This window comes from Streptomyces sp. NPDC051064 (assembly GCF_044455985.1).
Taxonomy (GTDB): Bacteria; Actinomycetota; Actinomycetes; order Streptomycetales; family Streptomycetaceae; genus Streptomyces.
Genome location: NZ_JBITFK010000002.1, coordinates 1,036,671 through 1,048,246, shown reverse-complemented (window position 1 = coordinate 1,048,246; position 11,576 = coordinate 1,036,671). Strand labels below are relative to the sequence as shown.

At 72.4% G+C, this 11,576-nt stretch carries 10 protein-coding genes; 3 read left to right on the top strand and 7 right to left on the bottom strand.

Going from position 1 to position 11,576, the window contains the following annotated elements; translation table 11 throughout:
* Positions 1 to 16: 16 nt before the first annotated feature.
* Positions 17 to 967 (bottom strand): 2-hydroxyacid dehydrogenase, encoded by a 951-nt coding sequence (locus ACIBCU_RS11680; RefSeq protein WP_362939456.1) that lies wholly within the window; start codon positions 965 to 967, stop codon positions 17 to 19.
* 129 nt (positions 968 to 1,096) lie between these two features.
* On the opposite strand from ACIBCU_RS11680, the gene ACIBCU_RS11675 reads away from it, so the two are divergent.
* Together ACIBCU_RS11675 and ACIBCU_RS11670 are read left to right on the top strand one after the other, a co-directional pair.
* Positions 1,097 to 2,053: an aldo/keto reductase gene (locus ACIBCU_RS11675; protein ID WP_362939523.1), complete on the top strand. Its 957-nt coding sequence runs from the start codon at positions 1,097 to 1,099 to the stop codon at positions 2,051 to 2,053.
* A gap of 118 nt (positions 2,054 to 2,171) precedes the next feature.
* Positions 2,172 to 3,353 (top strand): PQQ-dependent sugar dehydrogenase, encoded by a 1,182-nt coding sequence (locus ACIBCU_RS11670; RefSeq protein WP_399230818.1) that lies wholly within the window; start codon positions 2,172 to 2,174, stop codon positions 3,351 to 3,353.
* A gap of 152 nt (positions 3,354 to 3,505) precedes the next feature.
* Here ACIBCU_RS11670 and ACIBCU_RS11665 read toward each other — a convergent pair whose 3' ends face one another.
* From ACIBCU_RS11665 to ACIBCU_RS11640, 6 genes are all read right to left on the bottom strand, one after another.
* Entirely contained in the window at positions 3,506 to 6,592 is a 3,087-nt protein-coding gene (locus ACIBCU_RS11665) for an AAA family ATPase (protein WP_399230814.1), read from the bottom strand.
* A 2-nt stretch (positions 6,593 to 6,594) separates the two neighbouring features.
* Entirely contained in the window at positions 6,595 to 6,768 is a 174-nt protein-coding gene (locus ACIBCU_RS11660) for a hypothetical protein (RefSeq protein WP_362939447.1), read from the bottom strand.
* Positions 6,769 to 6,963: 195 nt separating this feature from the next.
* Positions 6,964 to 7,620 (bottom strand): hypothetical protein, encoded by a 657-nt coding sequence (locus ACIBCU_RS11655; RefSeq protein WP_399230812.1) that lies wholly within the window; start codon positions 7,618 to 7,620, stop codon positions 6,964 to 6,966.
* A 50-nt stretch (positions 7,621 to 7,670) separates the two neighbouring features.
* Positions 7,671 to 8,225 carry a GNAT family protein gene (locus ACIBCU_RS11650; RefSeq protein ID WP_362939441.1) on the bottom strand — a complete coding sequence of 185 codons (555 nt, stop codon included), beginning with the start codon at positions 8,223 to 8,225 and terminating at the stop codon, positions 7,671 to 7,673.
* A 335-nt stretch (positions 8,226 to 8,560) separates the two neighbouring features.
* On the bottom strand, positions 8,561 to 10,672 hold the full coding sequence (locus tag ACIBCU_RS11645; protein ID WP_399230810.1) for a phosphocholine-specific phospholipase C: 2,112 nt from the start codon (positions 10,670 to 10,672) through the stop codon (positions 8,561 to 8,563).
* Positions 10,673 to 10,810: 138 nt separating this feature from the next.
* A complete protein-coding gene (locus ACIBCU_RS11640) occupies positions 10,811 to 11,377 on the bottom strand; it encodes a response regulator transcription factor (protein ID WP_362931761.1) in 567 nt (188 codons plus the stop codon).
* Positions 11,378 to 11,403: 26 nt separating this feature from the next.
* Here ACIBCU_RS11640 and ACIBCU_RS11635 point away from each other — a divergent pair, with 26 nt between their 5' ends.
* Positions 11,404 to 11,556, top strand: a complete 153-nt coding sequence (locus tag ACIBCU_RS11635; protein WP_362931759.1) for a hypothetical protein — start codon at positions 11,404 to 11,406, stop codon at positions 11,554 to 11,556.
* The last annotated feature ends 20 nt before the right edge of the window (positions 11,557 to 11,576 follow it).

Sequence of the window (11,576 nt, the reverse complement as noted above, 5' to 3'; positions counted from 1 at the left end):
CCGCTCCGGAGCGTGGTCAGCCGGTGGTGAGTACGAGGTTGGCGACCGGCTCTCCCGCGGCGAACCGGGTGAGCTGTCCGGCCAGCAGGCGCTTGGCCCGGGGCAGGAACGCGGAGGTACTGCCGCCCACATGGGGGGTGATCAGTGTGTGGGGAGCATGCCAGAGAGGATGGCCGGCGGGCAGCGGTTCGGGGTCGGTCACGTCGAGTGCGGCACGCAGGCGCCCGGACTCGAGTTCGGACAGCAGGGCCGCGGTGTCGACGACGGCGCCCCGCGCGACGTTCACGAGCAGTGCGCCGTCGCGCATCGCGGCGAGGAAGCCGGGGCCCACCAGCCCTTGTGTGGACGGGTTCAGCGGGGTGGACAGGATGACTATGTCGGCCTCGGGGAGGAGGGCGGGCAGATCGTCGAGCGCGTGTACGGGGCCGCGCACGGTTGTCCGTGCGGAGCGCGCGACGCGCACCACCCGCGCGCACTCGAAGGGTTCGAGCCGGTCCTCGATGGCCGCGCCGATCGATCCGTAACCCACCACGAGAACGGACTTGTCGGCGAGCGCCGGATAGAAGCCGGACCGCCACTCCTCCTTGTCCTGGCCGTGCACGAATCCGGGGAATCCCCGGAGCGAGGCGAGGATCAGGGCGAGTGTCAGCTCGGCCGTCGAGGCCTCGTGCACACCCTTGGCGTTGCACAGCCGCACTCCCGCGGGCAGCAGGCCGAGCCCCGGCTCCACGTGGTCGATGCCCGCGGAGAGGGTTTGGACGACCTGGACGGCCTTCATCCCCTCGAGCGGGCGGACCGCGACCTCCGAACCCTTCATGTACGGAACGACGTAGAAAGCGCAGTCGGAGGGGTCCGCCGGGTAGTCCCGGCCGCCGTCCCAGAAGCGGTAGTCGAGGCCCTCGGGAAGGCCGTCGATCTCATCGGCGGGAAACGGCAGCCATACGTCGGTGGCAGATGTAGAAGTCATGGTCAGGAGGCTATGCGAAGGGCGCGGAGCCGTAGAGGTTACTTTGGGGTGCTGGTGGCCCCGTGATCATGGGCCGAGGGAGGGTTCGGGGAGTTGGAGCGCAGGACTATCGGTGCGACGGCACTCGCCGTGGGTGCGGTCGGGCTGGGCTGTATGCCGATGAGCTGGGCGTACAACACGTCGCAGCAGCGCGGTGACCGCTCGGTGCGGACCGTGCACGCCGCGCTGGACGCGGGCGTCCAACTGCTCGACACCGCCGACATGTACGGGCCCTTCACCAATGAGCTGCTCGTGGGCCGGGCGCTCAAGGGCCGCCGCTCCGAGGCCTTCCTCTCCACCAAGTGCGGTCTGCTGGTGGGCGATCAGCACATCGTGGCCAACGGGCGTCCGGGCTATGTACGCCGTGCCTGTGACGCTTCGCTGCGACGGCTCCAGACCGATGTGATCGATCTCTACCAACTGCACCGGGCTGACCCCGAGGTGCCCGTCGAGGAGACCTGGGGCGCGATGGCGGACCTGGTGACGGCGGGCAAGGTGCGGGCGCTCGGCCTGTGTGCGGTGGGGGCCCGGGCCGGGCGCGGGCCGGGGGCACGGATGCACGACGGGACCATCCGGCAGCTGGAGCGGATGCAGCAGGTCTTTCCCGTCAGCGCGGTCCAGGCGGAGCTCTCCGTGTGGTCGCCCGAGGCGCTGGAGGATCTGCTGCCGTGGTGCGCGGCCCGGGGTGTGGGGGTGCTCGCGGCGATGCCGCTCGGCAGCGGCTATCTCACGGGCACGCTCAAGCCCGGCCAGGGTTTCGAGCCGGACGACCCGCGGGCCAGGCATCCCCGCTTCACGGGCGAGATGATGGCGGCCAACCAGCCGGTGGTGGCGGGGCTGCGCAGGATCGCGGAGCGGCACGGCGCCACTCCGGCGCAGGTGGCCCTGGCCTGGGTCCTGCGACAGGGCCGCCATGTGGTGCCCGTGCCGGGCACGAAGCGGGAGCTGTGGGCCGTGGAGAACGCGGGTGCGGCGGGACTGGTGCTCACGGACCGGGATCTGGCCGAGATAGCCGGGCTGCCGCGTGCCCGCGGGTCGTGGGACTGAGACGGCCGGCACAGGAGGACGGCCCGGCTCCGGGGCGGGAGAACTGACGGAGATCGGGAACCCGGGGCGGAGCGGCGGTGTAAGAACATAGTCGTGCGACCTCGAAAGGATCGGTGCTGTGCAAACTCCCGTGCTGCGCAAGGGGGTAGTGGCCCTGCTCGCCTCGGCCTCCCTCCTGCTGACCGCCTGTTCGTCCGACGACGGCCCGGCGGCCGGTGAGGGCGCCTCCTCGCCCCCGGCGAGCGCCACGTCCGCTCCCCCGGCCTCGGCGAGCCCGTCGGCGGACCTGCCGCCGGCCAAGGGCTCGGTCGAGGTGGTGAAGACGCTCACGGACGGCCTCGCGTCACCCTGGGGCCTGGCGGCGCTGCCCGGGGGCGACCTGCTGGTCTCCTCGCGTGACGAGGCGACGATCACCCTGGTCGACGGGGAGAGCGGCGAGAAGACCCTGCTGGGCTCGGTGCCGGGGGTCGCGGCCGCGGGTGAGGGCGGTCTGCTGGGCCTCGCCGTCGCACCGACCTACGGCGCGGACCACCTGATCTACGCGTACTTCACCACCGAGTCGGACAACCGCGTCGCCCGCCTCCAGTACGACGAGAAGAAGCCCGCAGGACAGCAGTTGGGGGCCCCGGACACCATCCTGCGGGGGATCCCGAAGGGCGCCGTCCACAACGGTGGCCGGATCGCGTTCGGCCCCGACCGCATGCTGTACGTGGGCACCGGCGAGACGGGCGACACGGGCCTCGCCCAGGACAAGGCGTCCCCCTCGGGCAAGATCCTCCGGATGACGCCCGACGGCGAGCCGGTGCACGGCAATCCCGAGGCCGACTCGCTCGTCTATTCGTACGGGCACCGCAATGTGCAGGGCCTGGCCTGGGACAGCGGTAAGCGGCTCTGGGCGTCGGAATTCGGCCAGGACACCTGGGACGAGCTGAATCTGATCGAGCCGGGCAAGAACTACGGCTGGCCCGATGTCGAGGGCAGGAAGGGGGAGGCGGGCTTCGTCGACCCGGTGGCCCAGTGGAAGACCTCCGAGGCCTCGCCGAGCGGTATCGCGTACGCCGAGGGATCGGTCTGGATGACCGGTCTGCGGGGTGAGCGGCTCTGGCGGATCCCGCTGTCGGGCAAGGCGGACGGGGAACCCCTGGCCGCCCCTCAGGCGTTCCTGGAGGGGAAGTACGGCCGTCTGCGCACGGTGCTCGCCGCCGGCGGCGACAAGCTGTGGCTGGTCACGAGCAACACGGACGGCCGTGGCTCCGCGAAGCCGGGCGACGACAGGATCCTGCTCCTGAAGGTACGGTAGCGGCGTCCCGGGCCCGCCCGTCAGGACCCGTCCGGCCGCACCGGGCCGGACGGGCGGCAGGCCGGAGGGAGCACAGCGGGTGGCCGCCTCCCGAGGACGACCGGGGCCACGACGACCGGCCCTACGGCTGAGAGCCGCGGGCCGGCCCGGTCTCACCCCGCCGCGTACAGCCGGAAGCGGTGCGCCAGGGCGGCCGCCTCGCCACGGCTGGAGACCCTGAGCTTGGCCAGGATGTTGGACACGTGCACGCTGGCGGTCTTCGGCGAGATGTACAGCTCCTCCGCGATCCGGCGGTTGGTGTAGCCCGCCGCGACCAGCCGGTGCACCTCCTGCTCCCGCGAGGTCAGCCCGAACGACTCGATGGCGTCCACCGCCGGGGCGGGTCCGGCGGGCCGGGCCTCGCCCCCGGCCACGTCGTCCGGCCCGGTGAGCGCGATACGGGCCCGCCCGGCCAGCAGCTCGACGCTCTCCGCGAGCGGCCGCGCCCCGAGGCGTACGGCGACCGCGTGGGCCTCGCGCAGGAGTCCCGCCGCGGGTGTCCGGTCACCGGAGGCGGTGAGGATCGCCTCCGCCCAGTGATGGCGGATCTGGGCCAGCTCGTAGGGGCGCTGGAGCGGGGCGAAGGCGGTGGCGGCTTGGCACCAGTGGTCCGGGGTGTCCGCCCCTTCCGCCCGGGCCAGTTCGGCCTCGATCAGCACGCCGTACGCCGCCCAGACGGGCACCAGCATCGGCAGCCGCTTGAGGTGGCCCCGGATCCGCTCCAGGACCGCCGGCCGTCCGGGATCCGTGGCGGGCAGCCCGCGGGCGTCTGCCTCGATCGCGGCGGCGGCGTGGAGCAGCGGCAGGGAGTACCGCTGGGTTCCCGGTGGCAGTCCGATGTCGGACTGCGCCTCGAACGCGGCCCGCGCCTCGGGGAGCAGGCCCTTCCGGGCCGCGAGGACCATGGAGTGCCGGACCGGGCAGATCAGGTGCTGCGGCTGCGGGTCGTGGCCGAGATGGCGGCGGTTCAGGGCGAGTTGCTCCTCGGCCTCCTCGAAGTTGCCGGTGGCCAGGGCCAGGTCGGTGCGGCGGGCGGCCACCAGGGCGTTCGACTTGCGGGACCGGGCCAGCGGGGCCGCGGCCTCCGCGGCGGCCCGGCTCTCCTTCCAGAGCCCCAGCGAGTAGTACGACTGCGCCTGGTTGGCCCGTGTCCAGGCCTCGGACTCGGGGACCCCGTGGCTGTGGCAGATCTGGATGCCGTGGTCGGCGGCCGCCACCGCCTCCAGGGAGCGGCCGCAGGATTCGAGCGATGAGGGCAGGTTGACGGCGGCACGGCTCATGACGCCCACCAGGTGCAGTTCCTCGGACCGGTCGCGGACGGCGTACATCTCGGCGACGCCCTCCTCGACGTCGCCCGCGTCGATCGTGAGCCAGCCGCGGGTGAGCCTGGCGTGCAGCTCGATGGACTCCTCGCCGACGAGCCGGGCGTACTCCACGGCCCGGTCGGCCGCGACCAGCGTCTCGGGTCCGGGCCGGTGCAGGGCGCCCCAGCCGGCGACCGAGGCGAGGACGTCGGCGTGCACGGCGGACGGCTGCAGCCCCCGCACCAGGTCCTCGGCGGTGGCCAGTTCCTGCCGGCCGTCCCCCCGGGAGAGGCTCTGCATCAGGAGGGAGCGCTGCACCCAGAACCACGCCGCGCGCAGCGGGTCCCGGTCCCGGTCCAGGATGCGCAGCGCCTTCTTCGCGATGGCCAGGGCCCGTTCGCGGTCGCCGCCGAAGCGGGCGGACACCGTGGCCTCGGCCATCAGGTCGAGGTAGCCCAGCGGGTCCGCCGGATCGCAGCGGCACCCCGGGTAGGCCTCGGCGTGGTCGAGCGGCCGCAGAGTGGCGCGCACCGCGTCGGGGACGTCGTCCCAGAGCTCCATGGCCCTTTCCAGCAGCCGGAGTTGCTCGCTGTACGCGTAGCGGCGCCGGGCCGCCACCGCTGCCTGGAGCACGGCGGGCAGCGCCCTGACCGCGTCGTGCGCCGCGTACCAGTAGCTGGCGAGGCGTGCGGCGCGCTCGTCGGCGCGTACGAGGGAGGGGTCGGCCTCCAGCGCCTCGGCGTAGCGGCGGTTGAGGCGCGTGCGTTCGCCGGGCAGCAGGTCGTCGCTGACGGCCTCGCGGACCAGGGAGTGGCGGAAGCGGTATCCGTCGGTGTCGGGGGCGGGCAGCAGCAGGTTGGCGCCGACCGCCGCCCGCAGTGCCTCGTCGAGGTCGTCCTCGGCGAGGCCGGCGACGGCGGCGAGGAGCGGGTGCTCGACCGTGGAGCCGCCCTCGGCGATGATCCGGGCGATCCGCTGTGCGTCCTCGGGCAGCGCCTCGACGCGGACCAGGAGGAGGTCGCGGAGGGAGTCGGAGAGCCCGGAGCTGTCGCCGCAGCACTCCACGCTGCGGGCGAGCTCCTCGACGAAGAAGGCGTTGCCGTCGGAGCGTTCGAAGATGTCGTCGACCAGTGCGGCGTCGGGGACCATCGCGAGGATCCCGGTGAGCTGCCGGCCGACCTCGGCGCGGCTGAAGCGGTCGAGTTCGATACGGCGGACCGTGCGAAGCCGGTCGAGCTCGGCGAGCAGTGGGCGCAGGGGGTGGCGGCGGTGGACGTCGTCGGCACGGTACGTCCCGATCACGACGAGGCGGCCGCTGCGCAGGGTGCGGAAGAGATAGGCGAGCAGATGGCGCGTGGAGGCGTCGGCCCAGTGCAGGTCCTCCAGGACGAGGACGACCGTGCGGGTGGCGGAGACGCGCTCCAGCAGCCGGGCGGCGAGCTCGAAGAGCCGGGCGGTGCCGTGCTCGTCGTCCGGCGCCCGGTCGGCCTCGCCCAGTTCGGGCAGCAGCCGGGCGAGCTCGCCCTCCTGGCCGGCCAGAGCCTCGGTCAGTTCCTCCGGGAGCGCCCGGCGCAGGGCGCGGAGCGCCGTCGCGAACGGGGCGTAGGGCAGGCCGTCGGCCCCGATCTCCACGCACCCGCCGACGGCCACGACGGCGTCCCGGCGGCAGGCCGCCCTGATGAACTCCTCGACCAGCCGGGTCTTGCCGACGCCCGCCTCGCCGCCGACGAGCAGAGCCTGCGGTTCCCCGGCGACGGCGCGGGCGAGCGTCTCGGTGAGCGCGGCGAGTTCACCGGCTCGGCCGACGAAGACGGGGCTGACGGTGTTGGTCTCCACGTCGCCGAGCATCGCATACGCGTACGACACCCCGGCGACCATTTTTCGGGGGTGGTCCATCGCTACGCAGCTCGGACGAACCAGTTCCGGTTCCTCCCCACCCGCCCTTCGGTGTCGTCCTGTCCGGAACGGCGGGCGGCGCGACGGGCGAGAACCGCCTGGCGCACGGTCCGCTGCTCCTCGGCCCTGCGGATCAGCTCGGCGACGGCGAGCTGGTGGGTCTCGTACTCGTACATGGTGTTCTCCCTGGTGGAACGGAAAGTGGGGGCACGGCTTCTTGCCGTGCCCCCACTCTCGTCCGCCAGGGGTTGCCGCCACATCGGGCGAGTGCCGCATCTCTGCGGGTGGGGGGCCTTAGGCCCGGGTGGCGGATGCCTTAGACCGGCCGGTTCCCGTGTGCCGGCCGGTCCGAGCCGGGTGCCACCAGGTCCTCAGCCGGCCGCGGAGGGCAGCGCGACGAAGAGGTCGAGGTACATGCCCACGGAGATCAGCAGGCCGAGGACTCCGAGTGCGATGCCCGCCATGGCGACCGAGCGGACCCAGCCCGCCTGCGGAACGAGGGAGGGGGTGCCGAAGGAGGGCCGGACCAGGACGAAGACGCCGACGAGCAGCGCGAGCAGCGCGAAGACCCCGTTGACGAGGGCCGTGCTGTGCCACGCGTCGCCGTAGAGCTCGGAGATCTGCTGGGCGGCGCTGCCGGTGCCGCCGGAGGTCTTGATCTGGCCGACCAGGGTCTCGCGCTCGGCGGCGACACGGCCGGTCCAGGCGCCCGAGAGCGAGATGACGCCCAGCCCGGCGGCCACCACGGCCGCGGCTCCGGTTCCGGCCCCGGACGCCGCGGCCGCTTCGGCCTCGGCGTAGGGGTCGGGCTCCAGGTCGGTCTCGAGGCCGTCCTCCGCGGCCGCGTCCGTCGCCGCCACGTCCATGGCGGTCACGTCCGACGCGGTCACACCCGGTGCGACTCCGTCCGGTACGGCGTCTTCCGTCGGCCCGGCCTGCTTCGTCACGCTCGGCGTGGTGGCGGTTCCGTCGGCCGCCTTCTTCTCCTCGGTGTCGTCAGTGGTCGGAGTGGAGGGGGAGGTGTTCATGCGCCGCACGCTAGGGGTCCCGTATGAGAACCTCCTTAAGACCGACCGCCTCAGCCCTTCCTCTGCCGCCATTCGGACGCCAGAAGGGCCCAGATCTCCTCGTCGTGACGCTTGCCGCGGTACGGATAGGCCTCGCGGAGTACACCCTCGCGGGTCATGCCGAGCCGTTCGGCGACGGCGACACTGCGCCTGTTGGCCGAGGACGCGACCCACTCCACGCGGTGCATGCCCCGTACGCCGAAGGCCCAGTCGATCAGCTTCCGCGACGCCCGGGTGACCAGGCCGCGGCCCTCGGCGGCCGCCTCCAGCCAGCAGCCGATCTCGCAGTTGCCGGTCTCCGCCTCGAATGTCCGGAACAGGACGCCGCCGACCAGCGTGCCGTCCAGCCAGATGCCGTAGAGCCGGCCGGTGTCGGCCGCCTGCTTGTCCGCGTACCGCTGGAGCAGGGCGCGTGCGGACGTGAGGTCCTTGGCGGCCGCGGCGAACGGGATCCAGGGGTCGACCAGGGCGCGCGCCCGGTCCATGTGGGCCAGGAACTCCTCGGCCTGCCAGGGCTCGATCGGCCGGAGCTCCGCTCCGTCGTCCCCCAGTGACACCGTGAACACAGTGAATCTCCTCGGTCCTCGTGCTGTCTCGGTGAACGCGCTGGGGGGCCGCCGGGGCCTTCTCTCCCGCGCGCTCCCCCGGGATCCTCGCACGTGGTGCCCTGCGGTCCGGCGGCTCGATGCTGACATGCGGGAGCAGCCGGTCCAGCCGGGCGGGGAGCCACCTGACCGCCGGTCGTCACCGATCCGTTTTCCAGCCGGCTCGCTCCCCCATCCCACCGGAAGACCGCGACGACGACGCCGAAGGAGGCGGCCACGGTCAGCACCGCGGTGAGGGGTGGCTTGACTTCGCCCCCCTCGTCGTACAGCCGCCCCCACCGCCCGCCCCCTGCCCGTCAGCCGGTGACGCTCGCCCGGCCGTTCTCGATGTGGCCCATCAGCCGGCGCCGGAAGGAGCCCGCCTCGTCGGCCGTCACCTCGATGTCGTACCAGCCGTGGGCGTCGGCCGCCGAATGCACGACCGTACGGCTGCGCCCGGGCTTGACCTCGACCGTCCGGGTCCAGTTCCGCAGGTCGTCCTCGTCGACGTATCCGAGGGGCCGCACGGTGTAGGTCAGCGTCCGCCTGCCGTTGTTGCGCAGCGTGAGGTGCAGGTCCCGCTCGTGGGCATCGATGCGGGAGGCGAGTTCCGCGCCACCGCCGGACGCGCCCTCGAACTCCCGCCGGAAGCCGTTCGGACCGGTGACCGTGAAGCGGTACGCCTCACCGGTCAGCGGCACCGCCCACCGTGCCGTGCCCCTGACGTCCCGGTGCTGCGGGGCGGGGAACTCCCCCGCGTACGGATAGAGCGTGAAGTGCGCGGAGGACCTGCCGGTGTTACCGAGGTCCAGCCGCAGCCCGCCGGCCACGCGCCTGGCCTGCGCGTCGGGCTGGTAGGGCAGGGGCCGGGCCGGACGGGCGCCGGCCTCCTGGACGGGCATGTGCTGGACGGCGGGCGGCTTCGGCTGCCAGCGTCCGCCGAACGGCGGGATCGCGGCAGGGGGCTCCGTCTCGGGCTGCCGCCGCGCACGGGTGAAGTCGAAGGCCGAGGTGAGGTCTCCGGTGACCCTGCGCCGCCAGTCGCCGATGTTGGGTTCCTCGACCCCCGTCCAGCGCTCCAGGAGGCGGATCACGGAGGTGTGGTCGAAGACCTCGGAGCAGACGTACCCGCCGACGGACCACGGGGAGACGACCAGCAGCGGCACCCGCACGCCGAGCCCGGTGGGCTTGCCCTCCCAGTGCTCCTCCGTCACCTCCGCGGGGGCGACCGGCGGGGGCACGTGGTCGAAGAATCCGTCGTTCTCGTCGTAGTTGATGAGGACGACGGTGCGCCGCCACACATCGGGGTGCTTGCCGAGTGCGTCCAGGATCTTGTAGACGACGGTCGCGCTGTGCACCGGCGAGGAGACGCTCGGATGCTCGGAATCGACCGCCGACGGGACCAGGTAGGAGACCTCGGGCAGAGTCCCCGCCGCCACGTCGTCGGCGAACTCCTGGGCGAGCGTGCCCGTCTCGACCCGGCGCAGCCCCCGCTCGAACAGACTGCGCTCGGCCGCCGTCAGGGCGGCGACACCTTCGTCGAGCAGGCCCAGCAGCCGCTCCCGCTCGGCGGCCCCGTCCGCGTCGCGCACGGTGGCGTAGAAGGACTCCATGTAGGTGTGGCCGTCGGTCTTCGCCAGGGCCTTGCGGGCGATGGCCTTGAAGGTGGCGAAGAACTCGATCTGGTTGTCGGTGAAGTTCTCCCACTCGGTGTACGTCTTCCAGCTCCGCCCGGCCTTCTCCAGCCGCTCGGCGTAGGTGCCCCAGTCGTATCCGGGGTGGGTGCCCTCGTCGTACGCGTCGTTGCCCACCGCGCGCCTGCCGTCCGGCTCGTCGCCCGTGCGGCCGCTCCACAGGTGGTTGCGGTTGGGGCTGGTGGAGGTGTGTATCGAGGAGTGGTAGGCGTCGCAGACCGTGAACGTGTCGGCGAGTTCGTAGTGCAGCGGTATGTCGCCGCGGTCGTAGTACGCCATGGTCGCGGCGGTCTTCGCGGTGACCCAGCCGTTCATCCAGCCGTCGGCCCACGCCTTGGAGCCACCGCTCCACGAGTGGTCGAGGGCGCCGATGTACTGCAGGTCCTTCTTCTGTGCTTCAGCGGCCTCCCGCACGGGGAACGGCAGCACGGTCGTGCCCGCCGGCCCCGGCTGTTCGAAGACGGGCCGACCGGAGGGGAGTTCGATCGCGTTACGGTCGCCGAAGCCGCGTACTCCGCGCAGCGTCCCGAAGTAGTGATCGAAGGAACGGTTCTCCTGCATCAGGATCACCACGTGCTCGATGGCGTCCAGCCCCGCACCACCGGACCGTTTGGCCGCGGGCTGCGCGGCGATCGCCGCCTGGAGCGACGGGGGCAGGAACGATCCCGCCGCGGCGGCGCCGAGCGCACCGCCCCCGAGCGCGAAGAGCCGCCGCCGTGACATGTCCGTGGTCAAGTGAGCCTCCCGATTCCGAATCTACGGCTGGAAGCTAGTCACGCCGGGTGGCTACGGGAAGACCGGCGCACGGACTGGCGGTGAACGGCCCCCGCAGAGGGACCATCACGCGTCGCCGGCGCGGCGGCACGGGGCGTGTCAGGAGTTGTTCAGGTAGGTGAGGACCGCGAGGACGCGGCGGTTGTTGCTGTCGTCGTCGGTGATCCCGAGCTTGCCGAACAGCGAGGTCGTGTACTTGCTTATGGCACTGTCGCTGAGGAAGAGCCGTCGGCCGATGGCCTGATTGGACAGTCCTTCGGCCATGAGACCGATCACGGAGTGTTCACGTTCGGTGAGCCGTTCGAGTCGCCGGTTCGAGGACCCGCTGGACAGCAATTTGGCGATGACGGCCGGGTCCATGGCTGTCCCGCCACCGGCGACGCGTTGCAGGGCGTCGATGAACTGCTCGGCGTCGAAGACGCTCTCCTTGAGGAAGTAGCCGATGCCACCGGCGCCGTCGGCCAGGAGTTCGCGGGCGTACAGCTGCTCGACGTACTGGGAAAGGATCAGCACGGGCAGTCCCGGCAGTTCGCTGCGGGCGGCAAGTGCGGCGCGCAGGCCCTCGTCCGACTGGGTCGGCGGCATGCGGACGTCGATGACGGCGACATCCGGACGATGCGTCAGCAGCGCATCGATCGTCTCGGGCCCAGTGGTCGCCGTCGCCACCACCTGGTGCCCGCACGCCTGTCATCATGCCCGTCGCGATCATCGGCGTCGACCTGATCCCCGGTGTCTGCCCGCCCTGGTACGCCGTGACGCACGTCGTCTGCATGCTGCCCGTCATCCGGGTCGCGCTCCTCACCCGGGGCTCCGCGCTCCGCGCCGCCTTCCCCAGGTCACGCTGAGGCCCACGGTCCGTCCGTCC